We start from the raw sequence: 22,691 nt of genomic DNA on the forward strand, positions 1-22,691 counted from the left end.
CTCGTGGAGCTGATCGGCGGCTATTCGGCGGCGGCCATAATCGCCGCGCTGCTGGCCGCTTTCGGCTCCGCCTTCGTGCGCGGGCTTACGGGGTTCGGCATGGCGATCCTGCTGGTGCCGATCCTCGCGCTGGCGCTCTCGCCGATCCACGCGGTGTTGCTGACGAACTTCCTCTCGGTCTTTATCGGTGTGTCCGAAATCCGCCGCCTGTTGCGCGGAGCCGAGCGGTCGGCCTGGGTCATCATCGCGCTGGTGGCGGTGACGACGCCGGTCGGCCTCTACCTGCTCAGCATCACCAGCACCGACGTGGCGCGGGTGGCGATTGCAGGGATTGCCTTGTCGGCCTTTGCGGCGGTCCTCCTTCCCCGTCGCGGCGCGCTCGACCACCATCCGGCGACCACCACAGGCGTCGGCGTGCTCAGCGGTCTGATGACGGGCTATGCGGGCATGCCCGGCCCGCCGGTGGTGCCCTATTATGTCGGGCGCGATATCCCGCGCGAGGTGGCCAAGGCATCGATGATGCTGATCTTCACCTGCGCCTCGACCGCCGGCATTGCGAGCGGCGCGGCGCTGGGCGTGCTCGAATGGTCGCAACTGGTGCTGGCCGGACTGCTCTTCCCCGCCGTGCTGCTGGGCAACTGGCTGGGCAACCGCGCATCGGGCCGGATCGAGGACCGGACCTGGCGCATCTGCGTGGGGCTTGTGCTCGGCGGCGCTGCCTTGGCGGCGCTGTGGAAGGCTTTCGCCTGAAAGGACCTGTCCAAGCGCCCGAAAAGCGCTAAACCGGCCATATGGAGCGGGTCGGGGTCAGGATAGTCTTCGCATGCGGGGTCGCGGCGATCGTGCTGCGAACGCTGCTCGATAGCGACTTTGCCACCAGCACGCTGGTCTATATCCTCGTGCCCTTCGTGTTCTCCGCTGCGCTCTATTTCCTCGTGCCGAGCGCGAAGGGCGAAGGCGTGGTCGCCGATTTCCTCAACCATCTGCGCATCGTCACCATCGGCTTCCTGCTGACCTCGGCCTTCCTGTTCGAGGGCTTCATCTGCGTGCTGATGTTCATGCCGATCTACTATTTCCTCGCCACTCTGGCCTTCGTGTTCGCATGGCTGCTCAAGCGCCGCGAGGACAAGAACCGGCTGCAGGTCGTCGCGATCCCGGCGCTGGTGCTGGTCGCTGCTGCCGAAGGGCTGATTCCCGCCACGACCTTCGAGCGGGAGGAGGCGCAAACCTTCTCCGCCTACAGCCCGCAGTCGGTCGCAGAGCTTAAAGCGAACATGGCCGAGCCGATCACCTTTTCCGGCGAGCGGCACTGGTTCCTGAAGCTCTTCCCGCTGCCCGACCGGGTGGAGGCAAGCAGCCTTGCCGCAGGTGACGTCCACAAGCTCCACTTCACCTATCGCCGCTGGGGCTTCACCAATGTCCACAAGGGCGAGATGCATGTAAAAATCACCGAGGTGGGGACGCGCACCATCGCGACCGAGATCACGCGCAACGACAGTTACCTTGCCAACTATCTCGACGTCCACGGTACGCGTATCCGCTTCGAGCCGGTGGCGGATGGGGGCACCAAGATCCACCTCACCGTGCTGTCGCGCCGCACGCTCGATCCGGTGTGGTATTTCGGGCCGGTGCAGCAGTTGGCGACGAAGAATTCGGCGCGCTTCTTCATCGAGGAGATCATCGCGCGCCATCCGGTCGAGGAACTCGAATAGGGAGGGGTTATGGGACGCGCACTGCAAACAGGGAGCGAAGCCTTCAAGGTCAATTCGCTGACCGGGCTCGACGAAGCCCGGCCCGACAAGGGGCGCGTGGTGTGGGACCCGGCGCGCTCGATCTGGAACATGAGTTTCCTGTTCGGTGCGCTGATCCTCGGCCCGCTATACTTCACCTGGGGCGCCTTCGCGGTGTTTTTGGCCCTGAGTGCAGTGACGCTGTGCGCGGGCCATTCGGTCGGCTTCCACCGCCGGCTGATCCATCGCAGTTTCGAATGCCCCAAATGGCTCGAGCGCACCTTGGTCTACATGGGCACGCTGGTCGGCATGGGCGGCCCGATCTGGACCATCGGCCTGCATGACAGCCGCGACTGGGCGCAGCGCGAGGAGGACTGCCACTGGTTCCTTCGCCACGGCAAGCCGCTGTGGATCGAAGGCTTCTACTACCTCAATTTCAAGCTCATCCTCGACCGCCCACCCGGGTTCGATCCGGGGCCGGAGATCGCGGGCGATCCCTTCTATCGCTTCCTCCAGAAGACCTGGATGCTGCACCAGATCCCCATTGCGCTTGCGCTGTTCGCGATCGGCGGCTGGGCGTGGGTAGTGTGGGGCGTAATCGTGCGCGTGGCGGCCTGCACCACGATGCACTGGTTCATTTCCTACTTCGCGCATAGCCGCGGGCCGCAGGACTGGCATCTCGACGGCGCGGCGCTGCAGGCGCACAACGTCCCGATCATGGCGATCCCGACTATGGGCGAGAGCTGGCATTGCAACCACCACGCTTTCCCGCGCTCGGCGGCGCACGGCCTCTATCCGGGTCAGATCGACCTCGGCTTCCAGTTCATCCGCCTGCTCGAGAAGCTGGGACTGGCGTGGGACATCAAGCTACCCTCCAACCTCCCCCCGCGCCCCGGCATCAGCCCGATGAGCGAGCGCGCCTTCTCGGTCACCGCGCCGGGGCAGGCCGAGGTCTGCGGGAGGGCGGATGTCGCCTGACGAGCGGCCATACCGGCTCGACACGGGCGAGGAGAGCGTCTGGCTTGCACGGCTGGGCGATCTCGTCCTGCCGCTGCCGAATTTCCGGTGGCGGCGCGAGGCTCTGGCCGTCCACGACCGCAATCACGAACTGACCGGATACGGTTTTTCGGCCGCGGACGAATGCCGGCTGGCCGCATGGGAGCTTGGTAGCCGCTGCTACGATCACTGGGGCGCGCGGCTGCTGTGTCGGTTCCTGGTGGTCGCGGGCATGCTCTACGGACCGCGCAGCATCATTGCCGCCTACAGAAACGGTCGTAGCCACCTGGCGATGTCGGGAAAATTTTAGAAGGGCAGTGCGGGTCCGGCGAAAATCGCCGCGAGGCCGCAGCCGGTCACCAGCGCGACGCGTGCCATTTCGCCCAGCGGGAGCGCCGGGACATGGATGCGTGCGAGAGCGATAGCTTTTGCCATGACGCCTATTCTCCGCCCAAATTCCTAACGAAAGGTTAAATTCGCGCCCGGGCAGAGGGCATTTGCTGGCTGGCGCAGTGGAATCCGCCGCCCCCTGCCAGCACCGCATCGCCGCGAACCCCTATGGTTGCGCGATCGGGGAAGAGTTCGGCGATGGCCGCCACGCCGTCCTCGTCATGCGGGCTGCCGAAGGTCGGCACCACTACGAGATGGCTGGTAATGGCGAAATTGGCGTAGCTTGCCGGCTCCACCCGGTCGCCGCTGGTCACGAGGCCGGGCGAGGGGATTTCCTTCACCGTCACCCCTGCCTCTTCGGCGCGGGCCCTGGCATCGGCATAGATATCCGCGTTGGGATCGTCCTTGCCCGTCGCGCGGGGCAGCGCGAGCGTATTCGCCCCGACGAAGCGCGCGAGATTGTCGACATGGCCATCGGTGTGGTCGTTGATCAGCCCCTCTCCGAGCCAGAGCACACGGGTGAAGCCGAGGTCGCGTTCCAGCCGCTCCTCGATATCCTCGCGCGAAAGCTGCGGGTTGCGATTGGGGTTGAGCAGGCATTGCTCGGTGGTCGCAACGAGGCCGGTGCCGTCGCCATCGATCGCCCCGCCTTCGAGGATCCAGTCGGCGACTTCGAGCGGCAGGCTGGCGTCCTCTGCCAGCTGCGCACCGACCGTCTGGTCGCCATCCATCAAATATTTCCCGCCCCAGCCGTTGAAGCCGAACCGCTGCGCCATGCGGTGGCCGGTGAGGTCCGCCAGCACCAGCGGTCCGGTATCGCGCAACCAGACATCGCCATAGGTCAGACGCTCCAGCTTGACCGCGCCGCTGACGAGATCGCGCGCGCGCTGCTCGTTATTGGCATCGCGCACCAGCAGGCGGACTTCCTGCCCGCTCACCGCCACGGCATTGGCGAAAGCGGCGATCTGCTCCTGCGCGCGCGGCAGGACTTCGGGCCATTCGTCGGCATCGTGCGGGAAACCGATCCACAGCCAGTCCTGCGGCGCCCATTCGGGGGGCATGGTCCATCGGGGAGTATCGCTCATAGCGCTGCGGTTAGGCGCGCCCGGCGGGGCTAGGCAACAAAAAAGGGGACGCCGAAGCGCCCCCTTCCCTTTGCATATCGCCGGTCGATCAGGCGTCGGCTTTCTCGCCGTCATCCTTCTTCGACTTGCCGTTTGCCGGAAGCGCCCGCGGTTTGACGGCCGGCTCTTCCTTGGCTTCTGCGGCGTCGCTGTCGGCTTCGAAACCGCCGGTCTGCTCGGCCGGGCCCTTGACCAGGCTGTTCAGGCTCGAGCCGTCGAGGCCCAGTTCCTTCATCAGCCCGTCGAGCACCGGAGCCTGCGCGCGGTAGGCGAGTGCTGCGCTGACCGCATCGGTCGCGAGGTTGCCCGATCCGCCGCCGGTACCGGCTGCTCCGCCGGAGCCGCCTTTCCCGCCGCCGTTGGTAAGGCCGTCGACCTGGACGATCTTGATGCTCTCGATCGCTTCCATCGGCTTGGCGCTTTCGCGGACGAGGTCCGGGAGCACCTTCAGGAGCGCCAGCTTGGTCTGCAGGCTGATCTGGTCCGAGGACAGGATGTTGGCCGCCTCGTTGATCGCCTTCTGACCGGCAGCTTCGACTTCGAAGCGGACACGCGCAGCTTCTGCACGCAGCTTCTCGGCCTCGGCCTCACCCTGCGCTTCGAGACGCAGCGCTTCGGCGCGGTTGGTGGCAGCATCCTTCTCGGCCTCGGCTTCCACGCGGACGCTGATTGCGTCGCGCTCTGCCTGCTTCGAAGCCTCGATCAGTTCGATGCGCTTCATGCGCTCGGCGATCTCGGTCTCGCGGCTGGTCGAAACCTGCTCCTCGGCGGCAACCGCCTTGGCGCGGGCTTCGTCGGCTTCCGCCTTGGCCTGGCTTTCCTCACGGCTCTTGTTCTGCACCGCGATCTGCTGCTCCTGCCGGGCGATTTCGAGCGCCCGCTGCTGGTCGATCCGCGCCTCTTCGACGAGACGGTCGGCCTCGATCTGCTGCGCGTCGACCTGCTTCTTGGCCTCGATCCTCGCGGCATCGGCCTCGCGCTGGCGCTCGGCCTGTTCGCGGGCGATTTCCGAAGACTGCGCGGCGCGGCGGATTTCCACCTCGCGCTCCTGCTGGAGGCGGGCATATTCCTTGTCGCGTCCGATTTCGAAGCTCCGGGCATCTGCCTCGAGGTTCTTCGTCTCCATCTGCACGCGCGTGTCCTGCTCGATGTCGTTGCGCAGTTTCTTGCGCGCCTCGATCTGCTCGGTCAGCTTGGTGAGACCTTCGGCGTCGAAGGCGTTGTTGGCGTTGAAGTGCTCGATGCTCGTCTGGTCGAGGCCGGTCAGCGAGACCGATTCAAGCTCCAGGCCGTTCATGGCGAGGTCGTTCGACGACACCTGCTGCACCTTCTGGACGAAGTCGGCACGCTGTTCGTGCAGCTCGTTCATCGTCATGCCCGCAGCAACGCTGCGCAGCGCGTCGACGAACTTGCCTTCGACGAGGTCCTTGAGCATTTCCGGCTGCATCGTGCGCTGGCCCAGCGTCTGCGCGGCCATGGCGATGGCTTCGCTATCGGGCTTCACGCGGACGTAGAACTCGGCCTTCACGTCGATCCGCAGGCGGTCGAGCGTGATCAGCGCCTCGCCGTCGCGGCGGACGACGCTGAGCACGAGCGTGTTCATGTTGACCGGCATGGTTTCATGGAAGACCGGCAGCACCAGAGCGCCCCCGTTCATCACGACCTTCTCGCCGCCGACACCGGTACGCACAAAGGCGACTTCCTTCGACGCGCGGCGATAGAGTTTTGCCAGGAACAGTCCCAGGGTGAGCACGGCGATGACGCCGGCCACGATCAGGACCAGTGTGTTGGATAGAATGTCCATTTCTCCTCCTTCTTAGTTTCGAGCAGGCGACAGGCGGCGTTCTGCCAGCGCTGTGCCGTAGAAAGTGTTCTCCTCGCGGCGGACGAGGAGGACCTCGTCGCCGGCGTGGAATTCGGATGCGCCCTCGTGCGGTTCGACCATCACGTAATGCGACTGGCCGTGCACGTCCTTCACCCGGGCGCGGGCGGGCGAACCTGCCCTCGCTATGCCTTCGGTGATTGCCGCGCGGCGGCCCACCAGCGTGTCGATACCGACCGCGCTGGTTTCGTCCTGCGGCAGGATGCGGCCCAAGGGCCTCGCGATGAGCGAGGTCACCGGCAGGGCAGCGGCGCCTGCAAGGACACCCGCCAGCCATGCGTCGAGCGGTCCGCCGGTGAAGCCTTCTGCCAATTCCTGTATCCCGAGGCCGAGGGCCGCGAAGAAGAACAGGAACACGACCAGCCATACCGTAAGTGGTACCCGGCCGAGGCCGAGCAGCGTCAGCAGCCCGTCGACGGGGCCCGCGCTTATGGCTCCATCGCCATCGGTGTCGATATCGATGTCGATATCGAGCACGCCCAGCACCTGGATCACCAGCAGCGCCGCCATCAGCAACAAGGCTATCGCGAAGGGCGCGTTATAGGGCTCCAGTAATGTCATCTAACCCCCTTTCATTGGCGTAGGAAATACCGGCCCCCGGCACCAGCCGAAAGCGGATCGTCCTACTGTTGTAGTCATGTGGTTCACTTAGCAAATTCCACCGATCTTCCGTAGGAATATGCGACGAACCGAGTTCGATTTTTCCCGCAATTGCGCGGGTTTGACTTGGATTATCCGTATTTCGACTTCAGTTCGTCGTAATGCGCAGCGGCAGCGTCTTGAGCCCGCCGACGAAGGTCGATTTGGCGCGCTTGGGCTCGCCTGCCAGCTCCACCGTTTCGATCCGGTCGAGCAGCGCTTCGAACAGGATGCGCATCTCCAGCCGCGCGAGGTGGAGGCCGAGGCACTGGTGTGCACCCGCCCCGAAGGCGAGGTGGCGGTTGGGGCTGCGGCTCGCGTCGAACCGGCGCGGGTTCTCGAACTGGTCGGGGTCGTGATTGGCGGCGACGTAATTGATCATCAGCCATTCGCCCCTGGCGATCTGCTGCCCGCCGACTTCGGTGTCTTCGGCTGCCGTGCGCATGAAATGCTGCACGGGGCTGGTCCAGCGGATCGCCTCTTCCACGATGCCGGGCAGGAGCGAGCGATCCTCGCGCACGCGCTCCCATTGCTCGGGATCGCGCGCCAGCGCCAGCATCGCGCCCGCCGTGCTGGCCGAGGTGGTGTCGTGCCCGGCGGCGGCGACGATGATGTAATAGCCCATCATGTCGCGGTCATTGAGCGGCTCGCCGTCGACGGTCGCATTGGCAATCACGCTGGCGACATCGTCGGTCGGATTGGCGCGTTTCTCGGCCGTGAGCTTCGCGAAATAGGCCTCGAAATCCTTTACCGCGCCCGCGACCAGCTGGGTGATCGCCTCGGGAGGCAAATCCTTCATGCCCGACTGGTTGAGGTCCTCGTCCTGCCCGCCGAACATTTGCTGGGTGAGCATCAGCATGCGCGGCTCGTCTTCCTCGGGTACGCCGAGGATCTGCATCACGACGTGCAAGGGATAGGGCTGCGAGACCAGCTTGCAGAAATCGGCCTCCGGTCCTGCTTCGATCAGCCGGTCGACCGTCCGCTGCGCCAGTTCGCGCACCTCCTCCTCGATCCGGGAGAGGCTCTTGGGCATGAACCATTCCTGCGTCAGCTTGCGATACTTCATGTGGATCGGCGCATCGAAGGTGACGAGGCTGGCGACCATATGCTCGCTGCCGCCCGAAAAGGCCTTGGCGAACTCGATCCCCTCGGTGAGGCTGAAGACAACCGTGCGCGGATTGTTGAGGAAGGTCGCATTGTCCTTCGAAATCCGCATCACGTCGTCGTAGCGGGTGACCAGCCAGAAGGGCGGGTGGCGGTTTTCCGGATCCTCGACCCAGGCGACCGGCTTTTCCTCGCGCAGCACATCGAAAGTATCGAGCAGCGGATCCCAGTCCGCATAGCTCAGGGGCGAGATGATCGCATAGGCGGTTTGCGGATCAAGCCGGGGCTTCGCCTGCGTCGCCATTAGGCTTCCTCCGCCTGCCTCGCATATTCGTCGCGCAGCTCGCGCTTGTAGAGCTTGCCGTTGGCCTCGCGCGGCAGTTCGGGGCGGAAGTCGAACAGCTTAGGCATCTTCACCTTGGAAAGGTTGGGCGCGAGGAATTCGCGAAGTTCGGCTTCCAGCGCCTCGCCTGCCTCGTCCATGTCCATAGGCTGCACGACCGCGACGACCTTCTCGCCGAAATCGGGACAGGGCGCGCCGATCACGGCGGCGTCCATCACCTTGTCATGCGTGACCAGCAGGTTCTCGATCTCCTGCGGGTAGATGTTGACCCCGCCCGAGATGATCATGTGGCTCTTGCGGTCGGTGAGGAAGAGATAGCCGTCCTCGTCCAGGTGCCCGATATCGCCCAGCGTCATCCAGCCCTTGGGATGCATGGCATCGGCGGTCTTTGCGGGGTCGTTGTGATAGCTCGGTATGGTGTCGTTCTCGAAGAACAGCAGCCCGTCCTCGCCTGCGGGAAGCTCGTTCCCTTCGCCATCGCAGACATGGATCGTGCCGTAGATCGCCTTGCCCACACTGCCTGGATGTTCGAGCCAGTCCTCGGCCTTGATCAGCGTCATGCCCACGCCTTCGGACCCGGCGTAATATTCGTTGATGATCGGCCCCCACCATTCGATCATCGCGCGCTTGATCGGAACCGGGCAGGGCGCGGCGGCATGGAGCGCGCGCTGGTGGCTCGAAAGGTCGTGCCCCTCGCGCTCTTCGGGTTCGAGCTTGAGCATGCGGACGAAATGCGTCGGCACCCACTGGCTGTCGGTGACGCGGTAACGCTCGATCGTCTCGAGCGCATGCACCGGGTCGAAATGCTCCATCACCACCACCGTGCCGCCAAGCCGCTGCGCGGTGGTGCACCAGCCTAGCGGTGCGGCATGGTAGAGCGGCGCGGGCGAGAGATAGACCATGGAGCCATCGGCAGGCATGCCCGCACCCATTATGGCAAGGCCCACCAGCGGGTTGGGCGCGAGGATATCTTCGCTATCGGGCGGGGCGGGGCGTACGCCCTTCGGCGCGCCGGTCGTGCCGGAGGAATAGAGCATGTACTGCCCCGGCGCCTGGTCGGGGATCGGGTCGCCGCTTTGCCGGGCAAGCGCCGCCTCGTAATTCTCCTCGCCCTCGCCGCCCACGGTCAGCACTTCCATATCGCCGCATTCGGCGCGGATGGCATCGATCCGGTCGTCGAACTTGCGGGTGGTGATGAGCAGCTTCACGCCGGCATCCTTCAGGATGTAGCAAATCTCCGGCGCGGTCAGCCGGGTGGAGACGGGCACCATCATCGTGCCCGCGCGCTGCGAACCCCAGACGATGGGCAGGTAATGGAACGAATTTTCCATCAGCACGGCGAAATGGTCGCCTCGTCCCAGGCCCCGTTCGCGCAGCAGTTGCGCGAAGTGGTTCGCATAGACATCCATCTGGCCATAGGTCATGACCTCGCCGCTCCCCGCCATGATGATCGCGGGGTGGTCCGGTCGGGTCTGGGCGTGCGTAATCGGGTGCATCGGCCGTCCTCTCTCTCGTCCCGGCGATCCTCCTTTGCGGGATTCGTCCGGTTTCATCGAGAAACGTAACCGCCTGCGGGCATTGGGCAAGGAAAAACGCGGGCAAGAAAAAAGGCGGTCGGGTCAGACCCGCCGCCTCTTTTAGTGTGCGTCGCCGAAAGGCTCTGCGACCGAAACTCTATTCCTCGTCGTTGCCGCCCTGGCCGCCTTCGCCGATGGCGAGGGCGAAGGCCTTTTGTGCTTCCGATTCAACCATGTAGGGAACCGGGTTCACGGCCTGGCCGTCGATGCGGACTTCGTAATGCAGGTGCGGACCGGTCGAACGGCCGGTCGATCCTACGTAACCGATGATGTCGCCCTTCTTGACCCAGCTGCCGTCGGCAACTGCGATGCGCGACATGTGGGCATAGCGCGTCTGGATGCGGGCGCCGTGTTCGATGGCAACATAGTTGCCGTAGCTCGAATAACGCTCGGCCTTGGAGACGAAACCGTCGGCCGTGGCGTAGATCGGGGTGCCGGTCGGGGCGGCAAGGTCGACGCCCTTGTGGCCCATGCGGCGCTTGAGCACGGGGTGCGTGCGGTCGCCGTAATCGCTGCTCATGCGTGCATCGAGCAGCGGCATGCGCGAGGGGATCGAAACTGCCGGGCGGATTGCCGCCACGGTGGCTGCAGCGGGCTGGCCCGGGTTTTCCCAGCGTGCGAAGAGCTGGGTGAACTCTGCGTCGGCATCGTCGGAAGCGGGTGCGGCCACCTTGGTCATGTCGATCGCGCCCGTCGCGGCAGCAGCTGGGTTGGTCTCCGCAGCAGCCGGCGCGGCAGCGATCGAAAGACCTGCAGCAACCATGGTGAATGCAAGCGTGAAGCGCTTGGTGTTCATGCTAAACCCGTCCGTCCGGCGCGGGTTGCCCCGCGCCCCTTGTCCCTGACCGCTTTGGGCGTCCCGGCCCGATCGCGGTCTTTTTCACATCTCGCCGGAACCCCCCGGCATCTCGTGAGTATGGGTTATGACCACAAAGGTTAATCAGACAATACTTATGTAGAAGTCCCGCGACAGACCGGCTGCCGAACGCGCCGAGTCGTTGAATGGTGGCTTCAGGCCTCCCGAAAAGTGGGTTTTGACCAATTTTCGCCATGATTCCGGCGGGTTCTCGCCGCGCGCGGTACAAATTGCGCGGAAGTGTTTGGCGCCGAAGCCGACATGGCGGATTTCGTCGTCAAGGATTCGTTTCAGAATTTTCGCCCCGTTTTCATCACCTTGCGCGCGCACTCTTTCGAGCGTGGCAGGCGTGACGTCGAGCCCGCGCGCCTCCAGGACCATGGGAACGATCGCAAGACGTGCTGCGACATCATGGGCCGTGTCCTGCGCCGCGCGCCACAGACCGTCGTGCGCAGGCAACGCTCCATAGCGCGAACCCAGCGAATCGAGTTTGCGGTCGAGCAGGGCGAAGTGCATCGCCTCGTCCGCAGCAACAGAAAGCCAATCTGAAACAAAGGCTTGGCCCATCGAATCGCCGAATCGCCCGGCCATGTCGAGCGCCAGGTCAATGGCGACGAACTCGATATGGGCCAGCGCGTGCCACAGCGCGATACGGCCCTTTTCACTGCCGCCCTTGCCGCGGCGCGGCATGTCGCGCGGCAGCCTGAGGTCGAGCTCGTCGGGCCAGCGCGGGCGGTCGGGCATCGGCACGTCGAAAGCGAAGTCGAGCCGACCCATCCGCCAGTCGCGCGCGACCTTGCGGGCGGCGAAGACCTTGGCGGTCGTCGCGCCGGTCAGCAGCGCGTCGCGAATGGCGCTGGCAACCGAAATCATGCAGAGCGTGCGGCTTCGAGCACTTCCTCGGCATGGCCCTTCACGCGGACCTTGGGCCAGACGCGCAGGATCTTGCCGTCCTCGGACAGCAGGTAGGTCGAGCGGATCATGCCCATGTAGGTGCGGCCGTAATTCTTCTTCTCGCCCCATACGCCTAGCGTGTCGGAGAGGCCCTTCTCTTCGGCATCGGTGGCGAGGTCCACGGTAAGGTCGTGCTTGGCGATGAAATTCTGGTGCTTCTTCGCCGAATCCTTGGAGACGCCGAGCAGGTAAGTGCCGGCCTTTTCGAACTCTGCCTTCAGCGCGGTGAAGTCCTTGGCCTCGGTGGTGCAGCCGGGCGTGTTGTCCTTGGGGTAGAAGAAGATCACCGCTTTCCTGCCCGCAAGGTCGGCCTTGGTGACGGTGCCTCCGTCGGGCGTTTCCATGGTGAAGTCGGGGAAGGCATCGCCTTCTTTGTAAGTGCTCATGGTTCAAGCTCCAGTGTCTCGCCGAAGATCGCCTGCCAGCGTTCGGCCACTTGCTGCCGCGCCTCGGCAAAGCGGGCGAGCAGCGTTTCGAAATCCTGCGCCTCGCACAGCCGTGCAAGGATCGCCTGCGGCGCCTCGCCCGGAATGGCGAGATCGGGTGCCAGGAGGCGCGTACCCACCAGCAGCCGCGTCATCAAGGCGTGGGCCTCGGAAAGCCCGGAAAGGTCGGGCAGCGCCTCCAGCGCCTCGTCGATCCGCGGGGTCAAGGCCTCGCCATCGCGCAATTGGAGGAAGTGGACGAGGAACTCGAGATCGACCAGCCCGCCGCGCAGCAGCTTGGCATCGAGCACCCCCTTGGCAGGCTTGTGCGCCGCCATCTCGCCGCGCATCTTGAGGAGGTCGGCGCGCAGCTTGTCTTTCTCGCGCGGCCGAGCCAGCACATTCGAGAGAATCGCATCGATGTCTTGTCGCGCATCCTCGCTCCCCGTTAGCGCCCGCGCCCGGGTCAGCGCCATATGCTCCCAGGTCCAGGCATCCTGCCTCTGGTAGCGGGCAAAGCTCTCAAGGCTCACCGCCAGCGGCCCCTGCGCCCCTTGCGGACGAAGCCGGGTATCGACCTCATAGAGCGCGCCCTCCGCCGTCGGCACCGAAAGCGCCGCACTCACTCTCTGGGCGAGCCGGTTGAAATAGAGCGTCGCGCCAAGCGGCCGCTCGCCATCGCTTTCCGCCTCGTGACTTCCGGTGAAAAGATAGACGATGTCGAGATCGGAAGCATAGGTCAGCAACCCGCCGCCCAGCCGTCCCAACCCCAGCACCAGAAGTTCGCCGCCATCGATCCGGCCGTGCTTCTTCGCGAACTCCTCTTCCGCTGCAATCTGCGCGCTTTCCAGCGCCGCTTCGGCGACACGCGAGAGGGCAGCGGCGATTTCGAGCGGGTCATGCGCCGCTTCAATCAATTGTACCCCCAATGCGAAGCGGGTTTCGCCGGTCACGATGCGGATACGGTCGAGCCGGTCCTCGTAGGTGTCGCCGCGCTCGCCCTGCTGCATGCGGGCGAGGATTTCCTCTCGGCTGCCCGGCAGATCGAGCGCGCTGCGGTCGATCAGCGCGTCGACCAGCTCGGGCCTGCGCGCAATGGCGTCGGCGAGCGGCGGGGCCAGCGTGAGACAATCGGCGAGCAGTTGGAGGAGACCCGGGCGCGCTTCCAACAGGCGGAAGAGGTTGATCGCGCTCTTCATCCGCTCGAGCAGGCTCTCCCACCGTGCCACCGCACGCTCGGGTTCGGGCGATGCTGCCAGCGATTCGAGCAATGTCGGTCGGATCGCCTCGAATGCCGACAGCGCTGCCGTGCTCCGCAAGGGGGGATAGCGCCCGTCAGTCCAACCGCGCACCCTTTCGGCAAGTTCGGGGGTGAGCGAGGCGGAAACCTCCGCCGCCTCGACATGCGGGCTGTCCGAGGGGACCGAAACCTCGTCTTCGGCCAGCAGCGCATCGTATCGGGCTGCAACCGGCGCGGTGAGAGTGGCGACGTGCGCGAGCCAGGATTGCCCCTCGGCAAATCCATCGAGCCGCGCGACATTGTCCAGCGCCTCGCCTGAAGGCAGCGAGTGCGTCTGCTGGTCGGCGACCATCTGCAGGCGATGCTCGATCCGCCGCAGCGCGTCGTAACTTTCGCCCAGCGCGCGCGCATCCCCCGCGCCGATCCGCCCGGTCGCTGCCAGCGCATCGAGCGCCGCGCGCGTATGCTTGTGCCTCAAGGACGGATCGCGCCCGCCATGAATAAGCTGGTGCGTCTGCGCGAAGAACTCGATCTCGCGGATCCCGCCGCGGCCCAGCTTGACGTTGTAGCCCGGCGCCGGTTCGCGCGGGCCGGTCTGCTTGTCGCGGATGCGGTGAGTGAGACGGCGCACTTCGTCGATTGCGCCGAAATCGAGGCTCCTGCGCCAGACGAAGGGGCGGATATGGTCGAGGAAGGCCTCGCCCGCGGCGATGTCTCCCGCACAGGCGCGCGCCCGGATGAAGGCGGCGCGTTCCCACGCAAGCGCACTGCTTTCGTAATGCGTGATCGCGGCGTCGAGCGGGATCGCGAGCGGGCTGACCTCGCTCGCGGGGCGCAGCCGCAGGTCGACGCGGAAGACGTACCCCTCGCTGGTCACCTCGGACAGCATCCGCACCACTTCGCGGGCATAGCGCTGCGCCGCTTCGCCCGGCTCGTCGCGGTCGCGCCGGGGCAGGGTCTCCGGGTCGTAGATCAGGATCGGATCGATATCGGAGGAATAGTTCAATTCGCCCGCCCCGTGCTTGCCCAGCGCGAGGCCGATCAGGCCATCGGGCGCGGCACCCTCGACCCGCCGGGATATCGCGGCCTCGATCGCCCGGTGGAGCGCCCTGTCGGCGAAGAGCGAGAGTTCGCGCATCACCTTGTCCAGATCGAATACGCCGGCAAGGTCGCCGATCGCCAGCACGAGTCCGAGCGCGCGCTTTTCCCGCCGCAGCGCCAGTCCGGTATCTTCGATTCCGTCACCTGCAGCCTTTGCGCGGTCGAGCGCGGCCTCGCCCTTTCCCTCCGCCAGCAGATCGGCAAGTGCGGGCAGCTTCTCCAGCCCGCGCGACAGGAAGGGCGCATGCTTGCGTGCGCGCTCCAGCGCCGAGGTCCAGTCTGCTTCCATCTCTCCGCGCTCTGCCCAAGCCCGTTCGCCTGCGCAAGCTTGCGCCGCGTGCGCACGAGTGCAACAAGCCTGCGCCACGGACACACGCAAACGAGAGGTTGCCCCCCAATGATCCGCAATTCCCTGGTCGCAGCGACTGCCCTGCTGCTCGCCGCCTGCTCCAACGATGTCGAAGAACGCGCCGGCAGCGCCGGTCTCGACATTCCGGACGTCGCCAGCGGCGATATTTCCGAAGAGACGATGAAATCGATCACCGAGCGCCTGTCTTCAGACGAGTTCGAAGGCCGCATGCCCGGTACGAAAGGCGAGGAACTGACCGTCGCGCTGCTGACCGAGCGATTCGAGGCCGCAGGTCTCGAGCCGGGTAACAACGGCAGCTGGGTCCAGCGCGTCCCGCTGGTCGAGATCACCGGCAAGGATTTCGCCCCGCTGACGATTACGGTGGGTGAAGGCCATAGCGATGACCTTGTCTTCGACTATGCCAGCGACTGGGTCGGAGTGACCTATCGCGAGGATGCCGAGACCAGCCTCGAAGACAGCGAACTCGTTTTCGTCGGCTATGGCATCAATGCGCCCGAGAAGGGCTGGAACGACTATGAAGGCGTGGACATGGCCGGAAAGACCGCGGTCATTCTCGTCAATGACGCAGACTTCGGCACCGAGACCCTAGAAGGCCCGTTCAACGGCAAGGCGATGACCTACTATGGCCGCTGGACTTACAAATACGAAGAAGCAGCGCGCCAGGGTGCGGCGGGCGCGCTTATCATCCACGATACCGAACCGGCGTCCTATGGCTGGAACGTGGTCGAAAGCAGCTGGTCCGGCCCTCAGGCCTATGCACAGCGCGGCGAGAATGCGCCTCCGCTCACTGTGATGAACGGCTGGGTTACCAATGAGGCGGGCCGCCAAATTCTCGAAGCGGCCGGCCAGGATGCTGCCAAGCTGATGGCTGCGGCCAAGCGAAAGGGCTTCAAGCCCGTTCCGCTGGGCCTCACTGCATCGACCAGCTTCGCAAATGACATTCGCACTTTCGAATCGCAGAATGTCATCGGGGTTCTTCGCGGAAGCGAGGCGCCGGAGGAATATGTCATCCACACGGCGCATTGGGACCATCTCGGTCGCTGTACGCCTGCCGACGATGGCGACGACATCTGCAACGGCGCAGTCGACAACGCCACCGGCACAGCAGCGCTGGTTGCCCTTGCCGAAGCGCATGTGAAGGCAGGGCCGACTCGTCGCAGCCAGGTCTTCCTCGCTGTGACGGCGGAAGAATCGGGCCTGCTGGGAGCGGATTACTACGCCGCCAACCCGGTCTTCCCGCTGGACCAGACGGTAGGCGGCATCAACATGGACGCATTCCTGATCGCCGGGCCGAGCAAGGATGTGACCGTGGTCGGGCCGGGCAAGTCGCAGCTCGACCAGTTCCTCGAGGCTGCACTCCAGGCCGACGGGCGCGTGTCGACACCCAACCCCAATCCCGAAGCAGGCTATTATTACCGCTCCGACCACTTCGCCTTCGCCAAGCGCGGCGTGCCGATGCTCTATGTCGATGGTGGCGAGGACCTGGTCGAAGGGGGCACCGAAGCCGGTGCTGCTGTAGCGAAGGATTATCGCGAGAACCGCTACCACGGACCCAAGGACGAATACGATCCGAACTGGGACTGGTCGGGCGTAATGGCCGATCTCCAGCTCTTCTATCGCCTCGGCCGGATGATGGGCATGAGCACGAGCTGGCCCAACTGGAACGAGGGCGACGAGTTCAAGGGCACGCGCGACGAGACCTGCGCTGCCGAAGGAGCTGCCTGCGGGGCAGTCTAGCCAGGCAGGACTGCGAATAGGAAAAGGGCCGGCCCGCACACGCGGACCGGCCCTTTATCAGTCTTGGGGTAATTTATATTTATCTCGCGAGCAGCCTTTCGGCGATCTCGCGAACTTCTGCGCCCATGTCCTCGCGTTCGAGCGCGAGCGCAAGCGTTGCCTCGACAAAACCGGTCTTGCTTCCACAGTCGTAGCGATTGCCTTCGAAGGTCACCGCGTGGAACGGCTGGTTGCCGATCATCTTGGCCATGGCGTCGGTCAGCTGGATTTCGCCGCCCGCACCCTTTTCCTGACCTTCGAGCGTGCGCATGACTTCGGGCTGGAGGATGTAGCGACCGGATATGATCTTGTTCGATGGGGCTTCGGCCACCGGGGGCTTTTCGACCAGGCCGGTGACTTCGGTGAGCGTATCGGACTTGGTTCCGCCCGGCGCGATCACGCCGTAGCTCGAGACTTCTTCCCGCGGCACCTCGAGCACCGATATGAGGTTTCCGCCGACTTCGTTATAGGCCTCGACCATCTGCTTCATGCAGCCGGTCCCGCCCCTGTTCGCGACCATCAGTTCGTCGGGCAGCAGGATGGCAAAGGGCTCGTCCCCCACGATGGCGCGCGCGCACCAGATGGCGTGGCCCAGCCCCATCGGTACCTGCTGGCGCACGGTGATGATGTCGCCCGGCGTGGCGCGGGTCGGTTCGAGCACGCTCATGTCCTTCCCGCGCTCTTCCATGGTGGTCTCGAGCTCGAAGGCCACGTCGAAATGCTCGACGATCGCGGTCTTGCCGCGCCCCGTCACGAAGATGATTTGTTCGATTCCCGCCTCGCGCGCCTCGTCCACCGCATACTGGATCAGCGGACGGTCGACGATGGGGAGCAATTCCTTCGGGATCGCCTTGGTTGCGGGGAGGAAGCGCGTGCCGAGCCCCGCGACGGGAAAAACGGCCTTTTTGATGGGTTTGTGCTGGCTCATGGGGATGCGGGTTAGGTCCAAGGGGGGAACAGGTCAATCGCTTGGCGGTTTAGCGGGGAATGGAGGGGATGGATGACAGGCGCATGACGCTTGCCAAGCCTCCCGCGAAGACTAAGGCAGGGGCCCATGGACAAACTACTCGTACGCGGCGGTAACCGCCTTTCCGGCACCATTCCCATTTCGGGCGCGAAGAATGCGGCGCTCACGCTCATTCCCTGCGCGCTGCTGACCGAAGAGGCGGTAACGCTGCGCAATCTGCCGCGGCTCGCCGATATCGACGGCTTCCAGCACCTGATGACGCAGTTCGGGGTGAGCCACACGATCCCGGGCAAGCGACCCGAGGAATTCGGGCGCAACGTGACGCTCGAAGCGATGCGCATCACCAGCTCGGTCGCGCCCTATGACCTGGTGCGCAAGATGCGCGCCTCGATCCTCGTGCTCGGTCCGCTGCTCGCGCGCACCGGCGAGGCGACCGTGTCGCTGCCCGGCGGCTGCGCTATCGGAAACCGCCCGATCGACCTCCACCTCAAGGCTCTCGAAGCCTTCGGCGCGCATATCGAGCTGGCGCAGGGCTATGTGAAGGCAAGCGCGCCCGATGGCGGCCTGCCCGGCGGCGAATTCGATTTCCCCGTGGTTTCGGTCGGCGCGACAGAGAATGCGGTCATGGCGGCGGTTTTGTGCAACGGCACCTCGATCCTCCGCAACGCCGCGCGCGAGCCGGAGATCGTCGACCTGTGCAATCTCCTCACTGCGATGGGCGCGGAGATCGAGGGCATCGGTACATCGGAACTCACGATCCACGGCGTGAAAAGCCTCCACGGCGCGACCTATCGCGTCATGCCGGACCGTATCGAAGCTGGCTCCTATGCCTGCGCTGCAGCCATCACCGGCGGTGAAGTGTTGCTCGGCGGTGCGGATGCAGGCGACATGGGTTCGACGCTCCACGCGCTGCGAAACATCGGCGTCGAAGTCGAGACGACGAAGGAAGGTGTGAAGGTCGCGGCCAATGGCCCGCTCAAGGCCTACAACCTCACCACCGCGCCTTTTCCGGGTCTCGCCACAGACATGCAGGCGCAGCTGATGAGCCTGCTGTGCAAGGCCGAAGGCACCAGCATCCTGAAGGAAACGATCTTCGAAAACCGTTTCATGCACGTCCCCGAACTGGCACGTATGGGTGCGGATATCGAGACCACCGGCCGCACGGCTGTCGTCAAGGGCCCGGTCGAACTGACCGGCGCCGAAGTCATGGCGACCGATTTGCGCGCCTCGATGAGCTTGGTGATCGCCGGCCTTGCCGCCAAGGGCGAGACCACCGTTCGCCGCCTCTACCACCTCGATCGCGGATACGAGCGGCTGGAAGAGAAATTGCAGCTCGTGGGCGCAGATATCGAACGGGTGGGCGACGACTAGGCATCGCCAACGGACCTTTCGGACACGCCAACCGTTGGTTGGTGTAAGTCATTTATTCGAAAGGGAAGTACCCATGATCCTCAAGCTCGCAGCACTCGGCGCCCTCGGCTATGCCGGCTATCGCTATTACGAGAAGAACCGGACCGACAAGAACGGTGTCGCCTTCGCCGGCGGAGAGCCGGAAGGCCAGTTCCGCAATGCCGGCGCGGAATCGACCGCCACGCACGACGCGATGAGCAGTACCGATGAAGCGCTCGACGAAACCTATCCGGCCAGCGACGCCACGGCGAAATACTAAGCCGGGAAGCTAATCCGAATTCGAAGGGGCGGCGGAAGCGATTCCGTCGCCTTTTCCGTGGGCAGGCAAAAGTTCGTGCGTCGCCAGCCAAACCCTGATCGCACCCGCCAGGCCGGGCGGGGTGTCGCTGCGGATCCGCTCGGCATCGATGCTTGCCACCAGCGTATTGACCGCCACTCCGCGCCTTGCGGCTGCCGACCGGAGCAGATCCCAGAACACCGGCTCGAGGCTTATCGAGGTTCGATGCCCTTCGATGCGCACCGAATATTTGACCGGCGGGTGATATGGCGTCGTCATCGCTTTCCTGTGCCATGCCTGCGAACGCAATGAAACATTGGCTCGCCCGCGCGTTGTCCGCTAGGAGCGCAAAAAATGCGAGGGGACCGGCGTAAGTGAGCGAAAAGGACGTGGGAAAAGGCGAAAGCGAAGGCATCCGGCCTTCGGGCGCGCTTCCTCCGCGCCCGGGCAGCTATTCTGCCGAGGAACTGGCCGAACTCGAGCGGCGCGAACGGATGAGCGGCTGGTTGCTGCTGTTTTTCGGCGGCGCCGCCATCGCGACGGCAGTGCTCGCCTTTTACCTGTTTTCCGATGACCTGGACCAGACAGACCAGTACGAGCGGCTCGAGCGCACGGACGAACCGGTGCCTGAGGATGAGGGCGATGACAATTTCGTCTGGGGTCAGACGACGATTGCAGCGCCGGAAGACCCGGTAGGCCCGGCTCCCACGAACGAGCGGCCGGGCAAGAACTCCGCTCAAGCGCCGCTTCAAGACGTTCCGCAGATGGAAACCGGGCCGCAGCAATTCGAATTCCCCTCGCCTCCGACCCAAGCAAGCGGTCCGCGTTTCGCGGGCCCTCCCGCCGGGTCGGTCGATCGTGAGACCTCGCGCGCGCTGCGCAGCGGCAAGGCCCAGCTCTGGCGCGAACAGGGACAGCGGGGATACGTGCTCGTGAGCGAAACCGTCACCTACGGCACGCGCGAGTGCCGGCAGGTCAGCTATACCCGCTTCGAACAGGGCGAGCAGGCGACCTCACCGTCGACCCAGTGGTGCCGCCTCGGCAAGAGCGGCAAATGGCGCCCCGACCCGCGAGGGCCGGAATAGCGCCACCCGATCAATACATGTGCTGACCGCCGTTGATACTCATGGTCGAACCGGTCACGAATTCGGCGTTCTCGGAGCACAGGAAGCTCACCCCGCGGGCGATTTCGCTCGCCTGGCCAAGCCTTCCGACCGGGATCTTGGCGACGATCTTCTCCAGTACGGGCTCGGGCACTGCGGCGACCATGTCGGTGTCGATATAGCCCGGTGCGATGGCGTTTACGGTAATGCCGAAGCGCGCGCCTTCCTGCGCCAGCGCCTTGGTAAAACCGTGAATGCCGCTCTTGGCCGCGGCATAGTTGACCTGCCCATACTGGCCGGCCTGGCCGTTGATCGAGCCAATGTTGACGATCCGGCCCCAGCCGCGCTCCTTCATGCCGGCGAAGGTCGCCTTGGCCATGTTGAAGCAGCCGCCGAGATTGGTGCGCATGACCGCGTCCCAATCTTCGTAGCTCATTTTCATGAGAGTGCCATCGCGGGTGATACCGGCGTTGTTGACCACGATATCGATCGGGCCATGTTCTTCCTCGACCTGCTTGCAGGCGGTCTGCACCGCATCGTAATCGCCGACATCGAATTTGATCGTCGCGATGCCGGTTTCCTCGGTGAACTTTTTCGCGGCATCGTCATTGCCTGCGTAATTGGCAATGACGGTGCAGCCGCGCTCGTCGCGCAGGCGTTCGCAAATGGCGCGTCCGATACCTCGGGTACCCCCGGTCACGATGGCAACTCGTCCCATAAATCCTCTCTCCTTGCGCCTGTTCCGTAGCGTCACGACCCTCTTAGGCGTGCAAAACCAGCAAGGTAAAGGCAATCCGACTTTGGGCGGAGGCAATCAATCGTATTCTTGGGAAAGGGAGAGGGCGCATTGCCCGCGCGGATCAGAAGCGGATCTGCGTTCCGACGTAGACCGCCTGGTCGTCTTCCATGCCGTCGGTCAGCGGCGAGAGGCGATCGCGATCCTGCTTGATGCGCACGCCTGCCGTCACGTCGAGATTGCGGCCAAGGCGATAGGAACCGCCAAGGTCGACACGCTGCGTGCCTGCACCTTCGAGGGTGAGCGGTGCGCTACCCGCATTGCCCTTCTGTTCGAGGGCGATGCGCGACTGGAAGCGGCTGGGCTTGCCGTCGTCTTCCTTGCCATCGAACTTGCCCAGATCGGGCATGGCGAAGTCCCGCAGTTCCTCTGCAACCGCGGCGGAGGTCACACTGCGGGTCGGTTGCGCGAAGCTCTGGTAACCGCGGGCAATGCCGAGGTTGTAGCGTGTCGGTGCAACAGGAAGCCCAGCCTCGACCGGGCTTGCCTTGACGTCCGCTTCGAGATCGCGGCGGCCTGTAAGGGTCTTAGCCGTGGCTGCGTCGACGCGAACGGCAAAATTCACCGTACGATCGCGCGCGGGAGCAGGCTTGCTCGCCGGGGTGAAGCGCAGGGCATCGGTGCCGACAAGCGCGGCAACCTTCTGCGCCAGTTCCGGATCGGCGCCTGCGGGCGTGAACGGAAGGAAATCGAGATCGGCGGAGGCGGCCGCAGTTTCGGGCGAACCGACAGCAAGGCCGGCACCGGGAATCACAAGCGCGAGACCGGCGACAGCGAGCACGGCCGGTGCAAACCGTCCCTTGCCCTTGCTGTTCAAACCTTTGCCCATCGAACGCCTCTTGCATCCCCAAAATTGCGGGTGTCCGTGCCAGTTTAAGGCATGTCCCGCTTAACGGTTCCCGAACGATGTCGCCAAACGACTCGCTCAAGTTTCGAAAGCTACGCTTGCTGCAGGTCGATGGCCAGCTTTTCCACAGGCCGCGTCCCGATAGGGGATAAGGTGTTGCCCTGCGCACACAGGCCCGCCGGGGATTCAGGAGGGGTTCACCCGCGAGAGGCGTCTATGCCCCTTGGTGCGGAGAGAGGGTTAAGGCAATGCTTGCCCCTGTCCGCCCAGCCATTATAGAGCCGCAAAACGCTTTTCGAACCAAGGATCGTTCATGACCGCATTCCGTAATTTCCGCCGTCCCGCCGCCATTGCCGTGCTCGGCGTGGCCAGCATCGGCCTTGCGGCATGCGCGAAGAGCGAACGCCCGCGCGCGGATCTGGCCGCAGCGCAGGTCTCGACGATCGGTGTGAATTCCTACCTCTGGCGCGCGGCGCTCGAAGCGGTCAGCTTCGCTCCGCTGCTGCAGGCCGATTCGTCGGGCGGTGTGATCGTCACCGACTGGTACGCCAATCCGCAGAACCCGGGCGAGCGTGTGAAGATGACCGTCTCGATCCTCGATACCGACCTGCGCGCCGATGCGCTGCGTGTCGCGGCAAGCCGGCAGGTCAACCAGGGTGGCGCATGGGTCGATGCCCCGGTCCAGGCCGCCACGGTACAGAAGCTGGAAGACATCATCCTCACCAAGGCACGCGAGCTTCGTCGCCAGGCTCTTTAAGGCAGCAAACGCCTTCCATTCGCGCCT

At 64.7% G+C, this 22,691-nt stretch carries 23 protein-coding genes; 9 read left to right on the plus strand and 14 right to left on the minus strand.

The annotated features are described in order from the left end of the window. Positions 1–3: 3 nt before the first annotated feature. The 4 genes from K3178_RS11630 to K3178_RS11645 are packed head-to-tail and all read left to right on the plus strand — an operon-like array spanning position 4 to position 3,036. On the plus strand, positions 4–750 hold the full coding sequence (locus K3178_RS11630) for a sulfite exporter TauE/SafE family protein (protein ID WP_345719898.1): 747 nt from the start codon (positions 4–6) through the stop codon (positions 748–750). Positions 751–791: 41 nt separating this feature from the next. Continuing rightward, complete coding sequence (locus K3178_RS11635) at positions 792–1,712, plus strand: hypothetical protein (RefSeq protein ID WP_221571582.1); 921 nt, start codon at positions 792–794, stop codon at positions 1,710–1,712. A 9-nt stretch (positions 1,713–1,721) separates the two neighbouring features. Then, positions 1,722–2,708, plus strand: a complete 987-nt coding sequence (locus K3178_RS11640; RefSeq protein WP_221571583.1) for an acyl-CoA desaturase — start codon at positions 1,722–1,724, stop codon at positions 2,706–2,708. Next, a complete protein-coding gene (locus tag K3178_RS11645) occupies positions 2,698–3,036 on the plus strand; it encodes a hypothetical protein (RefSeq protein ID WP_221571584.1) in 339 nt (112 codons plus the stop codon). The genes K3178_RS11640 and K3178_RS11645 overlap by 11 nt, the downstream gene beginning before the upstream one ends. On the opposite strand, the gene K3178_RS14330 is transcribed toward K3178_RS11645, so the two are convergent. The 10 genes from K3178_RS14330 to K3178_RS11690 form a co-directional block, all read right to left on the minus strand. Then, positions 3,033–3,161, minus strand: a complete 129-nt coding sequence (locus tag K3178_RS14330; RefSeq protein ID WP_282098865.1) for a hypothetical protein — start codon at positions 3,159–3,161, stop codon at positions 3,033–3,035. The two genes, K3178_RS11645 and K3178_RS14330, sit on opposite strands and share 4 nt — an antisense overlap. Positions 3,162–3,196: 35 nt before the next feature. After that, positions 3,197–4,201 (minus strand): agmatine deiminase family protein, encoded by a 1,005-nt coding sequence (locus K3178_RS11650; protein WP_221571585.1) that lies wholly within the window; start codon positions 4,199–4,201, stop codon positions 3,197–3,199. Positions 4,202–4,289: 88 nt separating this feature from the next. Beyond that, a complete protein-coding gene (locus K3178_RS11655; RefSeq protein WP_221571586.1) occupies positions 4,290–6,044 on the minus strand; it encodes a flotillin family protein in 1,755 nt (584 codons plus the stop codon). Between the two features lie 12 nt (positions 6,045–6,056). Next, positions 6,057–6,683, minus strand: a complete 627-nt coding sequence (locus K3178_RS11660) for an OB-fold-containig protein (RefSeq protein WP_221571587.1) — start codon at positions 6,681–6,683, stop codon at positions 6,057–6,059. A 187-nt stretch (positions 6,684–6,870) separates the two neighbouring features. Next, complete coding sequence (locus K3178_RS11665) at positions 6,871–8,169, minus strand: cytochrome P450 (protein WP_221571588.1); 1,299 nt, start codon at positions 8,167–8,169, stop codon at positions 6,871–6,873. Then, positions 8,169–9,704 (minus strand): acyl-CoA synthetase, encoded by a 1,536-nt coding sequence (locus tag K3178_RS11670; protein WP_221571589.1) that lies wholly within the window; start codon positions 9,702–9,704, stop codon positions 8,169–8,171. Before K3178_RS11670 ends, K3178_RS11665 begins: the two co-directional genes overlap by 1 nt. A 178-nt stretch (positions 9,705–9,882) precedes the next feature. Continuing rightward, positions 9,883–10,581, minus strand: coding sequence for a M23 family metallopeptidase (locus K3178_RS11675; RefSeq protein ID WP_221571590.1), 699 nt, complete (start codon positions 10,579–10,581; stop codon positions 9,883–9,885). A 144-nt stretch (positions 10,582–10,725) separates the two neighbouring features. Next, complete coding sequence (locus K3178_RS11680; protein WP_221571591.1) at positions 10,726–11,514, minus strand: ferritin-like domain-containing protein; 789 nt, start codon at positions 11,512–11,514, stop codon at positions 10,726–10,728. After that, the gene (locus K3178_RS11685) at positions 11,511–11,981 is read right to left on the minus strand and encodes a peroxiredoxin (protein WP_221571592.1); all 471 of its coding nucleotides are present in this window, start codon (positions 11,979–11,981) and stop codon (positions 11,511–11,513) included. The genes K3178_RS11680 and K3178_RS11685 overlap by 4 nt, the downstream gene beginning before the upstream one ends. Next, positions 11,978–14,650: a bifunctional [glutamine synthetase] adenylyltransferase/[glutamine synthetase]-adenylyl-L-tyrosine phosphorylase gene (locus tag K3178_RS11690; protein WP_221571593.1), complete on the minus strand. Its 2,673-nt coding sequence runs from the start codon at positions 14,648–14,650 to the stop codon at positions 11,978–11,980. The genes K3178_RS11685 and K3178_RS11690 overlap by 4 nt, the downstream gene beginning before the upstream one ends. Positions 14,651–14,758: 108 nt before the next feature. Between K3178_RS11690 and K3178_RS11695 the strand changes: the two genes are divergently transcribed. Continuing rightward, positions 14,759–16,468 carry a M28 family metallopeptidase gene (locus K3178_RS11695; RefSeq protein ID WP_221571594.1) on the plus strand — a complete coding sequence of 570 codons (1,710 nt, stop codon included), beginning with the start codon at positions 14,759–14,761 and terminating at the stop codon, positions 16,466–16,468. Positions 16,469–16,547: 79 nt separating this feature from the next. Here the strand turns inward: K3178_RS11695 and galU are convergent, their stop codons facing one another. Then, positions 16,548–17,435 (minus strand): UTP--glucose-1-phosphate uridylyltransferase GalU, encoded by an 888-nt coding sequence (gene galU, locus K3178_RS11700; protein WP_221571595.1) that lies wholly within the window; start codon positions 17,433–17,435, stop codon positions 16,548–16,550. A 126-nt stretch (positions 17,436–17,561) separates the two neighbouring features. Here galU and murA point away from each other — a divergent pair, with 126 nt between their 5' ends. Further along, positions 17,562–18,845, plus strand: coding sequence for a UDP-N-acetylglucosamine 1-carboxyvinyltransferase (gene murA, locus K3178_RS11705; RefSeq protein ID WP_221571596.1), 1,284 nt, complete (start codon positions 17,562–17,564; stop codon positions 18,843–18,845). A gap of 73 nt (positions 18,846–18,918) precedes the next feature. Further along, positions 18,919–19,143 (plus strand): hypothetical protein, encoded by a 225-nt coding sequence (locus K3178_RS11710; RefSeq protein WP_221571597.1) that lies wholly within the window; start codon positions 18,919–18,921, stop codon positions 19,141–19,143. Between the two features lie 9 nt (positions 19,144–19,152). Here the strand turns inward: K3178_RS11710 and K3178_RS11715 are convergent, their stop codons facing one another. Continuing rightward, positions 19,153–19,440, minus strand: a complete 288-nt coding sequence (locus K3178_RS11715) for a ribbon-helix-helix domain-containing protein (RefSeq protein ID WP_221571598.1) — start codon at positions 19,438–19,440, stop codon at positions 19,153–19,155. Between the two features lie 95 nt (positions 19,441–19,535). Here K3178_RS11715 and K3178_RS11720 point away from each other — a divergent pair, with 95 nt between their 5' ends. Then, positions 19,536–20,246, plus strand: a complete 711-nt coding sequence (locus K3178_RS11720; protein ID WP_221571599.1) for a hypothetical protein — start codon at positions 19,536–19,538, stop codon at positions 20,244–20,246. Positions 20,247–20,256: 10 nt separating this feature from the next. On the opposite strand, the gene phbB is transcribed toward K3178_RS11720, so the two are convergent. Both phbB and K3178_RS11730 read right to left on the minus strand, forming a co-directional pair. After that, on the minus strand, positions 20,257–20,982 hold the full coding sequence (gene phbB / locus K3178_RS11725; protein ID WP_221571600.1) for an acetoacetyl-CoA reductase: 726 nt from the start codon (positions 20,980–20,982) through the stop codon (positions 20,257–20,259). 142 nt (positions 20,983–21,124) lie between these two features. Further along, positions 21,125–21,889, minus strand: a complete 765-nt coding sequence (locus K3178_RS11730; protein WP_221571601.1) for a hypothetical protein — start codon at positions 21,887–21,889, stop codon at positions 21,125–21,127. Positions 21,890–22,220: 331 nt separating this feature from the next. Here K3178_RS11730 and K3178_RS11735 point away from each other — a divergent pair, with 331 nt between their 5' ends. Continuing rightward, a complete protein-coding gene (locus K3178_RS11735) occupies positions 22,221–22,664 on the plus strand; it encodes a DUF3576 domain-containing protein (protein WP_221571602.1) in 444 nt (147 codons plus the stop codon). Positions 22,665–22,691 lie beyond the last annotated feature (27 nt).

The sequence above is a fragment of the Qipengyuania sphaerica genome (assembly GCF_019711595.1).
GTDB lineage: Bacteria > Pseudomonadota > Alphaproteobacteria > Sphingomonadales > Sphingomonadaceae > Qipengyuania > Qipengyuania sphaerica.

Bases quoted from the DNA above. Each gene is read 5' to 3' on its own strand.
- K3178_RS11650 (WP_221571585.1), bottom strand. From the start codon at position 4,201: ATGAGCGATACTCCCCGATGGACCATGCCCCCCGAATGGGCGCCGCAG.
- galU (WP_221571595.1), bottom strand. From the start codon at position 17,435: ATGAGCCAGCACAAACCCATCAAAAAGGCCGTTTTTCCCGTCGCGGGG.
- phbB (WP_221571600.1), bottom strand. From the start codon at position 20,982: ATGGGACGAGTTGCCATCGTGACCGGGGGTACCCGAGGTATCGGACGC.
- K3178_RS11660 (WP_221571587.1), bottom strand. From the start codon at position 6,683: ATGACATTACTGGAGCCCTATAACGCGCCCTTCGCGATAGCCTTGTTG.
- K3178_RS11645 (WP_221571584.1), top strand. From the start codon at position 2,698: ATGTCGCCTGACGAGCGGCCATACCGGCTCGACACGGGCGAGGAGAGC.
- K3178_RS11685 (WP_221571592.1), bottom strand. From the start codon at position 11,981: ATGAGCACTTACAAAGAAGGCGATGCCTTCCCCGACTTCACCATGGAA.
- K3178_RS11680 (WP_221571591.1), bottom strand. From the start codon at position 11,514: ATGATTTCGGTTGCCAGCGCCATTCGCGACGCGCTGCTGACCGGCGCG.
- K3178_RS11690 (WP_221571593.1), bottom strand. From the start codon at position 14,650: ATGGAAGCAGACTGGACCTCGGCGCTGGAGCGCGCACGCAAGCATGCG.
- K3178_RS14330 (WP_282098865.1), bottom strand. From the start codon at position 3,161: ATGGCAAAAGCTATCGCTCTCGCACGCATCCATGTCCCGGCGCTCCCG.
- K3178_RS11655 (WP_221571586.1), bottom strand. From the start codon at position 6,044: ATGGACATTCTATCCAACACACTGGTCCTGATCGTGGCCGGCGTCATC.
- K3178_RS11735 (WP_221571602.1), top strand. From the start codon at position 22,221: ATGACCGCATTCCGTAATTTCCGCCGTCCCGCCGCCATTGCCGTGCTC.
- K3178_RS11715 (WP_221571598.1), bottom strand. From the start codon at position 19,440: ATGACGACGCCATATCACCCGCCGGTCAAATATTCGGTGCGCATCGAA.
- K3178_RS11730 (WP_221571601.1), bottom strand. From the start codon at position 21,889: ATGGGCAAAGGTTTGAACAGCAAGGGCAAGGGACGGTTTGCACCGGCC.
- K3178_RS11710 (WP_221571597.1), top strand. From the start codon at position 18,919: ATGATCCTCAAGCTCGCAGCACTCGGCGCCCTCGGCTATGCCGGCTAT.
- K3178_RS11675 (WP_221571590.1), bottom strand. From the start codon at position 10,581: ATGAACACCAAGCGCTTCACGCTTGCATTCACCATGGTTGCTGCAGGT.
- K3178_RS11695 (WP_221571594.1), top strand. From the start codon at position 14,759: ATGATCCGCAATTCCCTGGTCGCAGCGACTGCCCTGCTGCTCGCCGCC.
- K3178_RS11640 (WP_221571583.1), top strand. From the start codon at position 1,722: ATGGGACGCGCACTGCAAACAGGGAGCGAAGCCTTCAAGGTCAATTCG.
- K3178_RS11635 (WP_221571582.1), top strand. From the start codon at position 792: ATGGAGCGGGTCGGGGTCAGGATAGTCTTCGCATGCGGGGTCGCGGCG.
- K3178_RS11665 (WP_221571588.1), bottom strand. From the start codon at position 8,169: ATGGCGACGCAGGCGAAGCCCCGGCTTGATCCGCAAACCGCCTATGCG.
- K3178_RS11670 (WP_221571589.1), bottom strand. From the start codon at position 9,704: ATGCACCCGATTACGCACGCCCAGACCCGACCGGACCACCCCGCGATC.
- murA (WP_221571596.1), top strand. From the start codon at position 17,562: ATGGACAAACTACTCGTACGCGGCGGTAACCGCCTTTCCGGCACCATT.